The 16,052-nt window shown below is 38.4% G+C and carries 15 protein-coding genes; 8 read left to right on the forward strand and 7 right to left on the reverse strand.

Features of this window, described 5'->3' with window-relative positions:
• Positions 1-254 precede the first annotated feature (254 nt).
• The gene (locus P7D84_RS00780) at positions 255-986 is read left to right on the forward strand and encodes an NADPH-dependent oxidoreductase (protein WP_137602894.1); all 732 of its coding nucleotides are present in this window, start codon (positions 255-257) and stop codon (positions 984-986) included.
• A 65-nt stretch (positions 987-1,051) separates the two neighbouring features.
• On the opposite strand, the gene P7D84_RS00785 is transcribed toward P7D84_RS00780, so the two are convergent.
• From P7D84_RS00785 to P7D84_RS00795, 3 genes are all read right to left on the reverse strand, one after another.
• Positions 1,052-1,990: an NADP-dependent oxidoreductase gene (locus P7D84_RS00785; RefSeq protein WP_311804698.1), complete on the reverse strand. Its 939-nt coding sequence runs from the start codon at positions 1,988-1,990 to the stop codon at positions 1,052-1,054.
• Positions 1,991-2,137: 147 nt separating this feature from the next.
• Positions 2,138-2,818 (reverse strand): fructose-6-phosphate aldolase, encoded by a 681-nt coding sequence (locus P7D84_RS00790; RefSeq protein WP_137602892.1) that lies wholly within the window; start codon positions 2,816-2,818, stop codon positions 2,138-2,140.
• A 160-nt stretch (positions 2,819-2,978) separates the two neighbouring features.
• Complete coding sequence (locus tag P7D84_RS00795; protein WP_311804699.1) at positions 2,979-3,935, reverse strand: sugar-binding transcriptional regulator; 957 nt, start codon at positions 3,933-3,935, stop codon at positions 2,979-2,981.
• Positions 3,936-4,094: 159 nt separating this feature from the next.
• Between P7D84_RS00795 and P7D84_RS00800 the strand changes: the two genes are divergently transcribed.
• Positions 4,095-4,571, forward strand: coding sequence for a YbaK/EbsC family protein (locus tag P7D84_RS00800; RefSeq protein ID WP_311804700.1), 477 nt, complete (start codon positions 4,095-4,097; stop codon positions 4,569-4,571).
• A 27-nt stretch (positions 4,572-4,598) separates the two neighbouring features.
• On the opposite strand, the gene P7D84_RS00805 is transcribed toward P7D84_RS00800, so the two are convergent.
• Positions 4,599-5,243, reverse strand: a complete 645-nt coding sequence (locus P7D84_RS00805; RefSeq protein ID WP_311804701.1) for a B3/B4 domain-containing protein — start codon at positions 5,241-5,243, stop codon at positions 4,599-4,601.
• A 111-nt stretch (positions 5,244-5,354) separates the two neighbouring features.
• Here P7D84_RS00805 and P7D84_RS00810 point away from each other — a divergent pair, with 111 nt between their 5' ends.
• The 6 genes from P7D84_RS00810 (at position 5,355) to P7D84_RS00835 (ending at position 13,697) form a co-directional block, all read left to right on the forward strand.
• Positions 5,355-6,038 (forward strand): metal-dependent hydrolase, encoded by a 684-nt coding sequence (locus P7D84_RS00810; RefSeq protein ID WP_311804702.1) that lies wholly within the window; start codon positions 5,355-5,357, stop codon positions 6,036-6,038.
• 322 nt (positions 6,039-6,360) lie between these two features.
• Entirely contained in the window at positions 6,361-7,800 is a 1,440-nt protein-coding gene (locus P7D84_RS00815) for an APC family permease (RefSeq protein WP_137602887.1), read from the forward strand.
• A gap of 140 nt (positions 7,801-7,940) precedes the next feature.
• On the forward strand, positions 7,941-8,636 hold the full coding sequence (locus P7D84_RS00820) for a DUF554 domain-containing protein (RefSeq protein WP_311804703.1): 696 nt from the start codon (positions 7,941-7,943) through the stop codon (positions 8,634-8,636).
• 191 nt (positions 8,637-8,827) lie between these two features.
• On the forward strand, positions 8,828-9,583 hold the full coding sequence (locus P7D84_RS00825; RefSeq protein WP_311804704.1) for a methyltransferase domain-containing protein: 756 nt from the start codon (positions 8,828-8,830) through the stop codon (positions 9,581-9,583).
• A gap of 5 nt (positions 9,584-9,588) precedes the next feature.
• Positions 9,589-10,662 (forward strand): glutamyl aminopeptidase, encoded by a 1,074-nt coding sequence (pepA, locus tag P7D84_RS00830; protein ID WP_311804705.1) that lies wholly within the window; start codon positions 9,589-9,591, stop codon positions 10,660-10,662.
• 365 nt (positions 10,663-11,027) lie between these two features.
• Positions 11,028-13,697, forward strand: coding sequence for a cation-translocating P-type ATPase (locus P7D84_RS00835; RefSeq protein WP_311804706.1), 2,670 nt, complete (start codon positions 11,028-11,030; stop codon positions 13,695-13,697).
• Between the two features lie 80 nt (positions 13,698-13,777).
• Here P7D84_RS00835 and P7D84_RS00840 read toward each other — a convergent pair whose 3' ends face one another.
• The 3 genes from P7D84_RS00840 to P7D84_RS00850 form a co-directional block, all read right to left on the reverse strand.
• Positions 13,778-14,509: an amino acid ABC transporter ATP-binding protein gene (locus tag P7D84_RS00840; protein WP_311804707.1), complete on the reverse strand. Its 732-nt coding sequence runs from the start codon at positions 14,507-14,509 to the stop codon at positions 13,778-13,780.
• A gap of 11 nt (positions 14,510-14,520) precedes the next feature.
• Entirely contained in the window at positions 14,521-15,174 is a 654-nt protein-coding gene (locus tag P7D84_RS00845) for an amino acid ABC transporter permease (RefSeq protein WP_137602881.1), read from the reverse strand.
• A gap of 87 nt (positions 15,175-15,261) precedes the next feature.
• Positions 15,262-16,035: an amino acid ABC transporter substrate-binding protein gene (locus tag P7D84_RS00850; protein ID WP_311804708.1), complete on the reverse strand. Its 774-nt coding sequence runs from the start codon at positions 16,033-16,035 to the stop codon at positions 15,262-15,264.
• Between the last annotated feature and the right edge of the window lie 17 nt (positions 16,036-16,052).

Raw genomic sequence — 16,052 nt, forward strand, 5'->3', positions numbered from 1 at the left:
ATTGTTTTTCATTATAGCATAAAGATGATAAAACAATTAGATTTTTATTATTTAATCAGGATTTTTCTAATCAAACGTTCGTGTTTTGTCGATTAGTCATTAAGTTCTTTAGCCTGTTTTTCCTAGTGTGTATTATTTAAAATAATATTCTGCAAAAATTGAGTAGAAAGTATAGCTTGGCAGCGTGATGTGTGCTCTTTCTACTTTACTTCTAGATTTACCAGCATTATGCTTTAAAAAAAGGAGGTTTTTTAATGGAACTTTTTGAAACAATGATCCAACATACTTCTGTCCGCTCATTTACAGCACAAAAATTAACATTAGAACTAAAACAGCAATTGATCTTAGCGGCTCAAAGTGCTAGCAGTTCTAATTTTTTACAAGCCTTCTCAATAATTGCGATTACCGATAGCAAAAAAAGAAAAACAATCGAACAGCTCGCACATTTTTCTGTCGACAATGGAAACAATGGTGAATTTTATGTTTTTGTCGCTGATTTAAATAAGCATGCACAAGTCCTGGCTCAGCATAATGAGCCCAGCGATCATTTACGAACCATAGAATCGCTGATCGTAGCAACAATTGATACCACTTTGGCTGCCCAATCAATGGCTGTCTTTGCTGAATCAGAAAAATTAGGTGTCTGCTACGTTGGCGGGATTCGAAATGATTTGTTCAAAATAAAAGAATTGCTTGATTTACCGCCATTGACTTATCCGATATTTGGTCTGTTCATCGGCTATCCTGCAGAAAAAAATGAAGTCAAACCGCGCTTGCCTATCGCTGCAATGCTCGGGACCAATACCTACCGTGCATTGACTCCTGCATTGATTGCTGATTATGATAAAAAAATGGCGGCTTATTATCAGCAACGCACAACAAATAATCAACAAGCTGTGTGGTCAGAAAAGGTTCGACACCATTTTGACTCCCCACGCCGCCAAGATACTGGCGATTTTCTAAAAGAACAGGGATTTCTTTTTTAAAAATCAGCTCAAGATACTAAAAACCCTCTAAGTTAGCTGTTGAACTAACTTAGAGGGCTGATTTTTTATTTATTTGTCAAAACAATTTTTCCTTTGGCGTGATGAGTCGCACTCAATTCATGAGCTGACCTCACACCTGACTCTGTAAGTGGATATACCTGTCCGATGATACTCTTGACTTTTCCTTCAGTCATTAAATCGGCAATCTCTTGTAATTGTTTTCCATCTGGCTGTAACCAAATACTTTCTGCTACTGCAACAGTCTCAGCTAATTCTTCTGCTGGTTTATTGACGATTGAGATCAATCGGCCATTTTCAGACAATACTTTAAAACTATTCGTCTGTACATCGCCGCCCATTGTATCAAAAACTAAGTCGACATTTGACAATACTTCTGAAAAATCCGTCGTATGGTAGTCAATTACTTGATCCGCCCCAAGTTCTTTTAACAGTGCATGATTTTTTTCACTTGCCGTAGTGATCACCGTTGCACCTGCATTTTTAGCTAATTGAATGGCATAAATTCCCACACCGCCAGCTCCTGCATGAATCAAGACTGTTTCACCAGCAATCAATTTCCCGTGAGTAAATAATCCTTGATAGGCTGTTAGACCCGCTAAAGGAACGGCCGCGGCTTCTTCAAAGGAGACTGATTCTGGTTTGCTTGCTAATAAATGAACATCAACGATTGTATAATCAGCATAAGTTCCAAAACGAGTCGTCTCTGGTCGAGCAAAGATTTCTTGTCCTACATGCCACTTAGTCACTTTTGAACCGGTTGCTACGATTTCACCCGCAACGTCCCATCCTAAAATAATTGGAAAATCCCAGGGCATCATTTGTGCCAAATAACCTTCACGTAGTTTCCAATCAATAGGATTGACTGATGTCGCCTTTACTTTGACTAATACTTGCTGCTCACCTAACTCAGGTAACGATACGTTACTTTCTTTCAATTGGTCTGCATGACCATATGCTTCAATGACAATTGCTCTTGTTTCCATTCGTACATCCCCTTTCGTCTTTGTCATTATAAAAGGACAAGCAAAAAATCGGAAATGATTTGTTTTGAGCTATTCATTTCTCTATCTGACAAAAAAAGACTGTAAACCTCGTCTGTAATTAGACGTTATTTACAGTCTAGATTTATTTCATAAATCAGTGATCGTTGTTCCTTCGCCAAAAATCACTTCCCAATCACCAGTAAAATCACTGACTGCTTGAGCGATTGATGGCATTGCCAACGCTTGTTGAATAATATCCACGCCCATTGTCGCTGCTTGGCTGCCATTTTCTAACGCTGCATTGACTTGACCGACATTTTTGAAACTAGCAGCTAAAATTTTTGTCTCACTCTTTGTCCGAGCAATTTCTTCTGCCATTTCAAAAATTGCTTCACGAGGGTCGATGTTCAAGTTTTCCATTCGGTTAAAATAAGGCGCGATATAATCTGCCCCTGCAGCGATCGCTAAATATGCTTGAAATTTTGTATAAATCGCAGTCGCTGTAACATTGACCCCACGACGTTTCAACTCTTTGATTGCTTTTAACCCAGGTTCATTTACAGGAATTTTGATAAAAACTTTTTGATCAATCTTGGTTAAAATAGTTTCAGCATCTTGAATAATCCCCTCATAATCAGTGGCGACGACTTGCACATGCAGCGAGCGGTGTTCACCGATGATACTGCGAATATCTTTCATATGTTGGAAGAAATCAATCTTTCCTTCTTTTTTTACAATAGAAGGATTTGAAGTCACACCGGAAATCGGTAAATAGTCAGTAAATTTTTTGATATCTGTAATATTGGCCGTATCTAACATAAATTCCATTAAAAAAACTCCTTTACGCTTTTCTATAGTTTAAGCATAGCACCTTCACGAAATTATTTCCGCATGCTCTTTCTTAAATAGCGTAGAGATCCTTCTATCGCGCCGTTTATAAAAAAATATCGTCAAGCAATCGCACAGATGTGCATTTTTTACAAAAAAACTACTTTCGTTGATTTAATCGTAAAATTTCTTGGGCGGTCTCTTGATCGGTGATCACTGTTTTTAAGTAACCTTTTTTTAATAATGGAACGATCGAACGAGCCTTAGAAATTCCACGAGCAATCCCAACAGATTGAGGAACATCCGCTAATTCTGTTAAAGACAAACCGATTGTCCGCTGATTTACTCCACCGTTTAATTCTTTTCCATAACTATCGTAAAATCGACAGCAACAATCTCCGACTGCTTCGCGCAGCTTCAGCTCTTGGTAATCTGCAGCTGACAACAAATCACGCCATTGACTTTTATGGTAACTTAACGGACCACCGATTCCTACAATAACTAAATCCAAGCGTTTCCAATATTCTTTTAACTCATGAAAATATTTAGAATTAAAGATTCCTTCTGCTAATGCTTTTGTTTCCTGGATTACCGTTGCATTTACAAACAAACTATCTCCATTTAGTTTGCGCGCCAACTCATAGACCAAAGTATTCACATGATAGCGTGAATTGATATGGCTTGGTCCGCCAACTACCGGGACAACTGAAACATTCGCTAATTGTTTTGGTTCGATTTTACTCACTGCTTTTCCGACACTGGCCCCCCAAGACAATCCTACCACCATATCATCGGATAACTGCCGTCTAAGCCAAGCACCCGCGGCAGCTGCCAGTCGTTCTTCTTTTATTTCTTCACTAGAGTCATTTTCTGTCGGGACTAATTCGACAGCGGTCAAACCAAATGCCTGTTTCATTTGTTCCTCCAACTCAAATAAACTCGGATCAAAATGATTGATCTTGATTTCTACAATACCGGCAGCTTTGGCTTGGCTCAACATTCGACTGACTGTCGTACGATAAATTGCTAATTCTTTAGCGATCTGCGCTTGGGTCAATTCTTGTTCATAATACATATATGCTACTTTAGCTAATAATTTTTTCTTGTCTTCTTTCATCTTGGATATCCTCCATAAAATTTCTTTTACTATTTTAACAAACTATTATTTACTGTGTTTCATAAAGCGTGTATGATTATTAACTAATCTAAAAGAAACACTCAGATTCGTAAAAGAAAGCAAAAAGAATAGATACATATTAATCAAGGAGGGAACACTATGTCTGCTGAAGCTGTTAAAACATTTTTTTCACAATATGGTCTAGCCGATAAAATCCAAGAATTTTCCATTTCCAGTGCTACAGTCGCACTTGCTGCTCAAGCATTACACTGTGCGCCAGAGCGCATCGCAAAAACATTGTCTTTCAAACAAAAGAAAGCTCAAAAAACTATTTTGATTGTTGCCGCTGGAGACGCTAAAATTGATAATACAAAATACAAAGCTGCTTTTAGTGAACGTGCCTTGATGTTGAAGCCTGAAGAAGTAGAACCGATTGTTGGACATCCAGTCGGCGGAGTTTGTCCTTTTGCAGTCAATGCTGGTGTCGAGATTTACTTGGACGAATCTTTGAAACGCTTCGAAAGCGTCTATCCTGCCTGTGGCAACTCAAACAACGCCATTGAATTGACCATTACAGAATTGGAAAAATATACGTCATTTAAACAATGGATCGATGTTTGTAAAAATTGGGCGTAAACTTAACGTGACTTATTGCTTCACCTTTTAAATGATTCCTTGTTCGATGATTCGACAGTTGGTTAAGTATGTTTCTAAGATCGTCTTCACTTCAGGTTGTTCAATAGTCTCTTTTTCAAATTGAAAGCCTACTAATAACGCACGTGTTGTCTTTTCAGTGATCATTCCTCTAGTTGAATCAGCCGTTGGACTGCCAAATGCTCCAGTATCATCTGTTAAGACTAAGAGATTTTCGATGTTAACAGATTTATTTCCGATTCCTACATAGTATTCATCAGCTTGGCCAATGGTCAGTTGGATAGAATCAGCTATTTTTGCAAGATCATAAACACCAAAAGGGAGTTTCCATTTTAAAGAGAAATAATTATTTAAATCTACGAGTGCATTGATCTGATAAAATCCCTTTTGCTGAACAACACGGCGCCATAAACTGTCCGATGACGGTCTAAAACGGGCGGGATCTTTTCCTAATGTTCGATAAACTTTTTTGGTTGCGATGATTTGCGGATTTTCTTTGATAGTTTCTAAGGTATCCTGTGTTTCAATTTTTTTAAGTAGTGGATTTAATTTGTCCCGCCAAATTTTTTCATTATACGCTTCATTAGTAAACTCAATGACGCTATAGGCCAAAGATACTTGACCGTTTATTTTTGAATCAATTGTCAATTTCATCTTCTTCTCCTCCATTTTTCTTCCTAGTTTAACCGATTTCATTATAAAGCAAAAGGTTACTTATTCCGAAAAGTCTTCGTTATAATAGAACTACGAGAAGGAGGATGCCCTATGAAAATTACCTATCATGGACACTCAGTTCTATCGCTTATCATGAATGACGGACAAAAATTATTATTTGATCCTTTCATCACAGGAAATTCTTTGACTGACTTGACCCCTGAAAAAGTACAAACTGACTGGATTTTAGTTACCCACGGACACAGCGACCACATTGGCGATATGCTTTCAATTGCCAAACGCAACGATGCTACGATTATTAGTATCGTGGAAATCTGCAATTTTGCTGAAAAGAATGGTGTGAACAAAACACATGGCATGAACATCGGCGGGTCATTTGATTTTCCTTTTGGTCAAGTAACAATGGTTCACGCACAACATAGTTCTGGTTATGAAGTTGAAGGACAAATGCTTTATATGGGAGAAGCGGCGGGTTTTATTTTACAAGCTGAAGGAAAAACTATTTATCACGCTGGCGATACTTCCTATTTTGGCGACATGGCATTTTTAGGAGAGAATTTTGACATCGATCTTGCTTTTCTACCAATCGGTGATAATTTTACGATGGGACCTCACGATGCAGTAATTGCTGCAAAGTTGCTGAAAGCTAAACAAGTCGTCCCGATTCATTACAATACTTTTCCAGTTATCAACCAAGATCCGGAAGCCTTTATCACCTTATTACCAAAAAACATCGGTAAAGTGATGCACGTTGGCGAAACAATCGAACTTTAAAAAAGATCATGCTGATAGTTATCGGCATGATTTTTTTAGAATGGTTTCAATAATAATTGCTGGATTTCCTAACTAATTTGCGTGAATTACCAGAAATAGTTATCATTGCGTATTTTATTTTTTTATGGGAAGATAGATCGTATTTTGTGATCAGAAAGGAGATTTCCGTGGATTACCGAAATAAACCACCCTCATTTACTCGAAAGAAAATATATGCTTGCAATGATTTATTAGATTTTCATATTTTTTGTAGAAATATGGATATTCCAGCAATCTTCTAACTAAAAATAGAAATAGATTCATAGAATTAGGAGTCCTTTACATGATCGAGGAAAAGAAAAGTTTCATCTCATGGCCTGTGCTTGCCATGATGTCGTTTGTCACCGTCATCGGTTTTGATGACATTATTTATAATTTTGCCAACCAAGGTTTAGGAGTGATCACTTCTTGGATAATTTTACTGCTATTATATGTGATTCCTTATTCTTTGATGGTTGGACAATTAGGCTCTGTCTTTAATCATGAAGGCGGCGGCTTAACTTCGTGGGTACGAGGAACAAGCGGAGATCGATTGGGATATTTCACTGCTTGGACCTACTGGGCAGCATCAATCCCTTACGTTGTTGATACTGCTAATGCTGTAGTCGTTGGCTTTGGTTGGTTGGTCAATGGAAATGATTCCATGGAAGACAAGATGTCCAACTCGATGTTTGCTTTACTGACTTTCTGTATTTTTCTAGCCTTTATTTTTTTACAACGCCATTTTAAGAGATCATTGGAAGTATTGAGTACACTAGGTGGCGGCGCGATGTTTATCATGGCACTCTTATTCGTCTTTATGACTTTTGCCTCTTTGTTTATGCCAAATGGACATATTGAGACGCAACCGATGAATCTTGGGGCTGTTATTCCCAAATTTGATCTTCATTATTTGACTACGATTGGCTTATTAATCTATGCCATCAACGGGGCAGAATTAGTTGCTCCTTTTGTGACACGGATGCGCAAACCGCAACGAGAATTTCCTAAAGCGATGATTATGCTCACTATCATGACAATCTTTTTGACCGTCTTTGGCTCGTTTTCTCTAGGGGTTTTCTTCAATGCCCATCATTTGCCCAATAATTTAAAAATGAATGGTTCTTACTACGCTTTTCAACGTTTAGGCGAGTTTTTCCATTTAGGTAATACTTTGATGTATGTTTTTGCTGTAACACAAATCATTTATATGTGTGCTTTGCTGGCCGTTTTGTTAGATGCTATGACACGAATGTTGATTTCAGATACCGGAAAACGATTCATGCCGAAAGCATTAACAAAACTAAATGCTGAAGGTTTGCCGATCAATGGTTACATTTTAACAACTGCTTTAAGTGCTTTTATCTTATTATTAGGTGTCTTCTTACCTGAGATGAACGACATCTTCAACTGGTTGTTAAATCTTAATGGCATCATCTCTCCTGGCGTGACTTGTTGGATTTTTTATGCTTTCATTCGTATTCGATTAAACAGTCAAACATTCCAATCTGATTATGTCTTTATCAAAAATGATCGAATGGCGGTCTTTGTCGGCAGTTGGTGTTTAGCGGTCACTGTCATTGCTACCTTATTCGGGATTTTACCGCAAGATGCTCCGTATGGTTCTAGTCTATTTTGGCATGAATTGATTATCAATATCGTCGGAATCGTCGTCTTGATCGGTTTAGGCTTCATCATGCCGATACTTGCCAAACGTGAACAGGAAAAATCACTCCAACAATAACTTCATCCTAACTGCAGATTATTCTTTACGAAAATTGTCTGCAGTTTTTGCTATTCAAAAACATTTCTACTCGTGGTAAGATGTTCTTTATGTAATATTTAATTATTTTTTAATCAATTTCATAGAAACAGGTGAAAGTTATGTTATTAGGATCAGTGGTCAACTGTCTTGCCATTATCGCAGGGAGTTTTTCCGGCATTATCTTACGCAATATCACAGAACAAACAAAAGACACAGTCACCAAAGGAATCGCTCTAGGAGTCATTGTTCTAGCGTTGCAAATGTCATTGCAGGCGAGCTCTTTTATCGTGATTATCATCAGTATCTGTCTTGGTGGGATGATCGGCGAGTTCTTAAAAATCGAAGACTCTATGACTCGATTAGGTTTGTTTTTAGAAAAACGTTTTGCCCGCGGAAATAGTAATTTTGCTGAAGGCTTTGTCACAGCTACGTTGATCTATTTGATCGGTTCGATGGGGATTATCGGAGCGATTGAAAGCGGGGTTTCCGGCAGCCATCAAACATTATTTACTAAAGCCGTGATGGACGGTTTCATGTCGATCATGTTGACTGCTTCATTAGGTATCGGTGTTCTTTTTTCCGCTTTTCCTGTTTTGATTTATCAAGGAGCAATCACTATTTTTGCTAGTGTCATCGTTCGTTATTTACCAAAAGAATTACTCGACAGTCTGATGAATGAGATCAGTGCTATTGGCGGATTGATGATCTTAGCAATCGGCTTAAACGTCATGAAACTGACTAAGATTCGCGTTTCTAACTATTTACCGGGGATTTTGGTTCTGATTGCTATCATGATCGTTCAATATTATTATTGATCCATTAGCTGATTTGAACCAGATAAGTGATTTTTTAATTTCTCATTATTTAGAGGTGTTATGACGGTATATTTGTCATAGCACCTCGTTTGTTTTAATCTGGATACATCGAATTTTTTAGTAACAAATTGATAGATTTTATAATCATTTTTGGCAGTGTATACTAATAAGGACTTAGAAAGAAGGCCGTTATGTCTGATTATTTTAATGAACTAGAAGCGTTTTGGGATGAGTTTGCTGAAGAGTATGAGATCATCCAACAAGAATCTGCCTTACCGATCGCACAAGAGCTGTGTGATTTCCTATTAACTCAAAAAATTTTGCCTTGCCAAACATTTTTAGATTTGGCAGGTGGAACAGGCCGCTATCTCCCCGCTTTGCAACAATATGTGAAAACATATGACCTCGTAGATATTTCTAAGAAAATGTTGTCTTTAGCGGCGACCAAAGCAGATTCCCATGTCCGACTGATTAAACAAGCACAAGAAATATTTTTGTCTCAGCACACTCACAGGTATGATCTTGTTTTTTCTACGATGAATCCTGCATTGCAGACTCAAGCAGATTTATTGGCATTTTGTCAGGCAAGTCGTGATTGGTGCTTAATATTTCGACTAGTCAAAGAAGAAGATCAGCTCTTCTCCCCTTATGAGAAGATCAACCCTGATTTATTATTAAATGAACACTACAAACAATTGTTAGCTGATCTAAAAATTCCTTATCACACCAAGCGATTCTGTTACAGCCAACAGGAAATGATCCCTCGAGAATTCTTTCAAGCCTATTTTTCTAATGAGTTTTCTCCAGCAGAATTGGCAAATATGATCAAACAAAACTTTGGTACTGCAGATCAAAAGCTTAATCAGTCATTTTTCGACTTTGAATTGATTTATTTTCAAGTTTCAAATGCTTATAATAAAAAGGAAGTTAAATTTCCAAGGAGCTGAAAAAAATGGAAGAAAGAACCTTTCAACGCATCAAAGAATTAACAGAATTACAAGGAACTAGTGGGTTTGAAGAAGATATCCGTCATTACATGAAAACAGCGCTTGCTCCATTAGTTGATGACATCCAACAAGATGGTCTAGGCGGAATTTTTGGGTTGCGTCATGCAGAAAAAAACAAACCACGAGTGATGGTCGCAGCTCATATGGATGAAGTCGGCTTTTTATTGACTGAGATCACTTCGCGTGGATTATTCAAAGTAGTACCTTTAGGTGGCTGGAATCCTTATGTCGTTTCAGCTCAGCGTTTTACGTTAAAGACAAATAAAGGCAATTATCCTTGTATTTCTTCTTCTGTTCCACCACATTTATTACGAGGAACCAATGGACAAGGTCAAATAAAAATCGAAGATATTCTTTTTGATGCTGGCTTTGAATCAAAAGAAGAAGCCCTATCTTACGGTGTTTTACCTGGAGATACAATCGTTCCCCAAACCGAGACAATCAAAACAGCCAACGGAAAAAATATTATCAGTAAGGCTTGGGACAATCGTTATGGCTGTACTGTTGTTTTAGAAGCGTTAGAAGCGTTGCAAAAAGAATCATTGGATTACACATTGATTGCTGGCGCAAATGTACAAGAAGAAGTTGGATTACGCGGTGCAAAACCTGCTGTTACGAAATTCCAACCAGATTTATTTTTCGCAGTAGATTGTTCAGCTGCAGATGATCTGACCACAACAAACGGAACCTTTGGTCATTTAGGTGAAGGGACCCTCCTACGAATTCAAGATCCTGGCATGATCTTACTGCCTCGTTTGCGAGAATATTTATTAGATACTGCCGAAACACACAATATCCCTTATCAATACTTTGTTTCTAAAGGAGGAACCGATGCTGGCGCAGCACATACTTCTAATCAAGGAATTCCAAGTACTGTCATCGGTGTTTGTGGTCGCTATATCCATACTCACCAAACGATGTTCAGTATCGCTGATTTTGATGCTGCAAAAGAAATGTTAATTCAGGTGTTAAAAGGATTAGATGAAAGTACTATCCAAACAATCATTGCTGGAAAATAGTTGTTTAATAAAAATTAAATAACTTACAAATCTAAGCTATTCAAGCAGAATTCTTAACTAAGTAAAAATTTTTCTTTGTTAATTCAACATTTTTCTTGTAATCGGAAATACTTTCCGTTAAAATTTAACTATATTAATAACTCCTTAGGGGAGTAACCGGCAACAAACGTTGTTGTGATATCAACAGTAAGAAAACCAGTAATGGTTCTCTGGTATCGTATGAAATGGTGAGACCTAAGACAAGTGTGACCCACTTGCCTTAGGTCTCTTTTTATTTTAACAAGTTAGTGAGATGACATACATACCGCTGATTACAACAGAGAAAATGGCCGGAAAAAGTAAATAAACTTATTGGAGGATGAAAATTGACAAAACACGTTTATCAAAAAGAAACAACACAATTGATGCAAGACTTAAATACAACTACAGCTGGTTTAACTCAAGCAGAGGCGCAACAAAGGCTGCAAGAAATGGGACTGAATCAACTAGCAGAAGCTAAGAAAAAATCAGCTTTGTTCTTATTTTTAGAAACTTTCAAAGATGCGATGGTAATCGTCTTATTGATCGTTGCCATTGTTCAAATGATCATGGGTGCCCATGTAGAAGCACTTGTTATTTTTGCCGTATTATTATTAAACTCACTGGTCAGTGTGATCCAAGCAAAAAAAGCAGAAGGTTCACTTGATGCGCTGAAAAAATTGGCCGCTCCTGATGCTAGTGTGCTTCGAGCAGGACAAGAACAAAGTATTCCGGCTAAAGAAATCGTGACGGGAGACATCGTCATCTTAGAAGCTGGCGACTACGTTCCTGCCGATGGTCGCCTACTTGAAGCAAGCACTTTAAAAGTAGATGAAGGAATGTTGACAGGTGAGTCAACTCCAGCAGAAAAAGAAATTACGACTCTTTCCAAAGAAGCGCCGATTGGTGATCGAATCAATATGGTCTTTAGCGGAACAATCGTCACATATGGTCGCGGAAAATTTCTAGTCACAGCAACAGGTAACACGACCGAGATCGGACAAGTCGCCGATTTACTCAAATCAACTACTGAACAGAAAACACCCTTACAACGTGGATTAGATCTTTTCAGCAAAAAATTAAGTTTTGCCATTTTAATCCTATCGTTAGTAATTTTAGGTGTGCAACTGCTTCGAATCTTTTTAGATGGTTCCGTCGATGTAACTCAAGATATTTTGAATGCCTTTATGTTTGCTGTTGCTGTTGCTGTCGCTGCCATTCCTGAAGCATTGCAATCTATCGTAACAATCGTCTTGTCATTAGGAACAAAAAAAATGGCCAAACATCATGCGATCATTCGCAAGTTGCCGGCTGTTGAGACTTTAGGATCGACAAGTATCATTTGTACTGACAAAACAGGCACGCTGACTCAAAATAAAATGACTGTCGTAGATCATTACTTAGCTAATGGACAAAGCGGGGAATTTTCAACTGATCCTAAAAAATGGCAAACAGATGAACAACGTTTGATCGAAATCAGTGTTTTAGCAAATGATGCAACGATCAGTAAAGACGGAACAAAATTAGGCGATCCAACCGAAATCGCGTTGATCGACTTTAGTGAAAATAAAAATCAATCCTATCAAAAATTGCGAAAACAATATCCTCGCGAGGATGAACTTCCCTTTGATTCTGATCGCAAGTTAATGTCAACGCTCCATACGATCGATCAACAAAAAATCATGGTCACTAAAGGCGGCCCAGATATCGTCTTTGAACGCAGCACAAAAGTATTACGAAATGGCCAAATTGTTGAATTTACTGCAGAGCTGAAAAATCAGTTTCAAAAACAAAACGAAGTCTTCGCTGAACGTGCTTTGCGTGTTTTAGCCTTTGCTTATAAAGAAGTTGCCACCGATTCTCTTACATTAGCTGAGGAAGAAGACCTTGTTTTAGTGGGATTGTTAGCAATGATTGATCCGCCGCGCGCAGAAGTTTTCCAAGCAGTCGCCGATGCCAATTCTGCTGGTATCCAAACAGTGATGATCACTGGTGATCACAAGACTACAGCAGTCGCGATCGCCAAAGAGATTGGGATCTTCCAACCAGGTGATCAAGCATTGACTGGTGTTGAATTGGATCAGTTAAGTGAAGTCGAACTGGCTGAAAAATTAGCAAAAATCACGGTTTACGCACGCGTATCGCCAGAAAATAAAATTCGAATCGTTCGAGCTTGGCAAGAAAAAGGAAAAATATCGGCGATGACTGGAGACGGTGTCAATGATGCTCCAGCTTTAAAACAAGCGGATATCGGGATCGCCATGGGAACTGGAACAGATGTCGCAAAAGATGCTGCTGCGATGGTTTTGACTGATGATAATTTTGCATCGATCATTAAAGCTGTTGAAGTTGGCAGAAATGTTTTTGATAATATCAAAAAAGCAGTCGCTTATCTATTTGCTGGAAATTTAGGTGCTATCATCGCAATCGTTTTTGCTTTAGCAATTGGTTGGTCAAACCCGTTCACTGCTTTGCAATTGCTGTTTATCAATTTAGTCAATGACTCGCTTCCAGCAATCGCATTAGGAATGGAAAAAGCCGAACCAACGATTATGAAACGTCAGCCGCGAGATCCTAATAGCGGGATCTTTACTGGAAAAACATTGATCTCTGTGACCTATCGTGGGATTTTGATTGCTTTAGCTGTAATCACTGCTCAATGGTTAGGAAATCAACAATCACCTGAACTGGGGGTTGCGATGGCCTTTACTACATTGATTTTAAGTCGAACGCTGCAAACTTTTGCCGCTCGTTCAAACACACAAACCTCATTACAAGTAGGGTTGTTCTCTAACAAAATGGTCTTGCTGGCCATTCTTGTCTGTGGTGGACTATTCAGTTTGACCTTGTTGCCCGGTTTACGCGAAGTTTTTGCTATCCCAGGTACTTTTGCTCTAAAAGAAATCGGCTTAGCCTTATCGCTAGCCACATCAGCTGTGTTGCTGATGGAAATCACTAAATTGATTCTAGTAAAAATTCAGGAACCAAAATCAGAGATACAGTTAACTAGAAATTAAAAATATCCACAAAAAAACTTCCTGAGTTCGATTTTCAATCGAATTTAGGAAGCTTTTTTATCGAATACTACTTTATTCATTTATAAAAATTGTTGCAAATATCTTTGAATTCGCGGATTATCACTTTCAAAGAAGGCTTGGCTGCTGCCGTCAAAAGTAACTTTCCCATCTTCTAAAAAAACAATGCGATCTGCGACTTTGCGTGCAAACTCTAAATGATGGGTCACAACAATCTGACCATTTCCTGCTTCTGCTAACTCTTTGATTACTTGCAATACTTCTTGAGCTAGTTCTGGATCAAGTGCGCTCGTAGGCTCATCATACAGCATAAACTCCGGTTCCATCGCTAGAGCACGAGCAATCGCTACTCGCTGCATTTGTCCGCCAGACAATTGTTTGGGGCGTTCAAGAGCTTTATCTGACAAACCAACTTTTTCTAGCAAGATTTCTGCTTGCTTTCGTGCTTGATCTTTTGGAATTTTCTTCACCTGTGTAGGACCTTCCATGACGTTTTGGATCACTGTCAAATGGGGGAAAAGGTTGTATGCTTGAAAAACGATACTGAAATGTCCACGATATTCTTTCAATTGACGAAAAGATAAATTTTGCGGAAAAGAAAGTTTGTCTTGATCAATTGTGATCGTACCTCTGTCTGGTGTCTCTAATAAATCGATTGAACGCAATAAAGTACTTTTGCCTGAACCAGAGGGTCCTAAGATGACCGTTGTCTCACCAGGCTCAAACGTCAGATCGATTGCTTTTAACACTTGGTTGCCGTTAAAATTCTTGTTTAATTTTTCGATCGTTAACATGGTCATTCCTCCTAATAAATCATCCGTTTTTCAAGTACCGATTGGAGATAATTCAAGAAGGTACAAAAGATCAAATAATAAATCGCCACCATACTATAAAGCAGCAACGGCTCATACGTCCGAGCAGCGATCCGCTGTGCAGTCATGAAAATTTCAACAATCGTGATACTGGCTGCTAATGAGGTGTCTTTGACCAGACTGACAAAACTATTCGATAGAGGCGGCAAAGCAATCTTGAAAGCTTGCGGCGCAATGATCCGGTATAAAATCTGCCAGCGGCTCATACCTAATGAAGCGGCCGATTCGTATTGACCTTGCGGGATTGCTAATAAAGCAGAACGAATATTTTCAGAAGCATACGCGCCGGTATTCAGTGAAAAAGTCAAAATTGCGGCAGTCCAAGCGTCCATTTGAATTCCTACCGATGGCAGTCCAAAGAAAACAATAAATAATTGGACCAATAAAGGCGTTCCTCGAAAGATCCAAACGTATAAAAAGAAGATTCCGTTTAAGATTCGATTTTTTGTAATCCGTGCCAAAGCAGTGATCAACGCTAGGACCATTCCCAGCGTAAAAGAAATCAAGGTCAAAGGGACCGTCATTTTCAACAGTGCCCAAAACAACGGCAGCGCTGAGCTTTGAATGATATCAATTGTTCGTTCCATTTTATTTACTCCTTGTTTTAGCCGAATCTTTTTATTGTTCGTATAGAAAAAACGAACTTTGTTTTGCAAAGATAGCTGACAGTATTTTTACTTAGAGATATCTTTTTTGAAATATTTTTCGGATAGCTTCGTCAGCGTACCATCTGCTTTTAATTCTTTAATGGCTTTATCGACTTTTTTTGCTAACTCTTTATCCTTTTTATGGAACATCGCTGCTACTTCTGTGGCTTCGTCTGACGTTTTTACGATTTTAATCGGAGCCTCTGGTTTTTGATTCAAATAGTCATAATAAGTCACGTCATCATTTAGTGTCGCATCTGCACGATCATCACCAACTAATTCCACCGCTTTACTAAATCCATCTACACTCGAAATTTTTGCTCCTAGATCTTCTGCCATCTGGGCGTAATTACTCGTCAAAGATTGTGCTGCTGTCTTTCCCTTCAAGTCTGCAAAATCTTTGATCTCCGTATTGTTCTTATTCACAATCAATGCTGGATGCGAGATCGAATACGGTGTGCTGAACAAATATTTCTCCTGACGTTCAGGAGTGATTGCTACTTGGTTGAAAACTACATCTGATTTGTTAGCATCAAAGGCTGCTAACATGGAATCCCATGGCGCCTCGACAAATTTCACTTTGTAATCGATCTTTTTAGCAACTGCTTTTGCGACCTCTACATCATAGCCTGTCAATTTGTCATTGTCGTCACGAAAAGAAAAAGGTGAATAGGTTCCCTCTGTTCCCACTCGCAACGTATTATCCGAGCTTGTTTTGTCCGTCGTTTTTGATTGGCAGCCGGCTAAGAACAAAACTCCTACGACTAACAAACTAGCAATAGCTATCATTGATTTTTTCATTTTATTTTTCCTCCAGT

This window comes from Enterococcus dongliensis (genome assembly GCF_031927985.1).
GTDB lineage: Bacteria > Bacillota > Bacilli > Lactobacillales > Enterococcaceae > Enterococcus_A > Enterococcus_A dongliensis.

What these genes read in the sequence shown, in the direction of transcription:
- P7D84_RS00820 (WP_311804703.1), top strand. Translation starts at nt 7,941, where the DNA reads ATGTTATTAGGATCAGTGGTCAACTGTCTTGCCATTATCGCAGGGAGT.
- P7D84_RS00850 (WP_311804708.1), bottom strand. Translation starts at nt 16,035, where the DNA reads ATGAAAAAATCAATGATAGCTATTGCTAGTTTGTTAGTCGTAGGAGTT.
- P7D84_RS00785 (WP_311804698.1), bottom strand. Translation starts at nt 1,990, where the DNA reads ATGGAAACAAGAGCAATTGTCATTGAAGCATATGGTCATGCAGACCAA.
- P7D84_RS00810 (WP_311804702.1), top strand. Translation starts at nt 5,355, where the DNA reads ATGAAAATTACCTATCATGGACACTCAGTTCTATCGCTTATCATGAAT.
- P7D84_RS00800 (WP_311804700.1), top strand. Translation starts at nt 4,095, where the DNA reads ATGTCTGCTGAAGCTGTTAAAACATTTTTTTCACAATATGGTCTAGCC.
- P7D84_RS00840 (WP_311804707.1), bottom strand. Translation starts at nt 14,509, where the DNA reads ATGTTAACGATCGAAAAATTAAACAAGAATTTTAACGGCAACCAAGTG.
- P7D84_RS00780 (WP_137602894.1), top strand. Translation starts at nt 255, where the DNA reads ATGGAACTTTTTGAAACAATGATCCAACATACTTCTGTCCGCTCATTT.
- P7D84_RS00825 (WP_311804704.1), top strand. Translation starts at nt 8,828, where the DNA reads ATGTCTGATTATTTTAATGAACTAGAAGCGTTTTGGGATGAGTTTGCT.
- P7D84_RS00845 (WP_137602881.1), bottom strand. Translation starts at nt 15,174, where the DNA reads ATGGAACGAACAATTGATATCATTCAAAGCTCAGCGCTGCCGTTGTTT.
- P7D84_RS00795 (WP_311804699.1), bottom strand. Translation starts at nt 3,935, where the DNA reads ATGAAAGAAGACAAGAAAAAATTATTAGCTAAAGTAGCATATATGTAT.
- P7D84_RS00805 (WP_311804701.1), bottom strand. Translation starts at nt 5,243, where the DNA reads ATGAAATTGACAATTGATTCAAAAATAAACGGTCAAGTATCTTTGGCC.
- P7D84_RS00815 (WP_137602887.1), top strand. Translation starts at nt 6,361, where the DNA reads ATGATCGAGGAAAAGAAAAGTTTCATCTCATGGCCTGTGCTTGCCATG.
- pepA (WP_311804705.1), top strand. Translation starts at nt 9,589, where the DNA reads ATGGAAGAAAGAACCTTTCAACGCATCAAAGAATTAACAGAATTACAA.
- P7D84_RS00790 (WP_137602892.1), bottom strand. Translation starts at nt 2,818, where the DNA reads ATGGAATTTATGTTAGATACGGCCAATATTACAGATATCAAAAAATTT.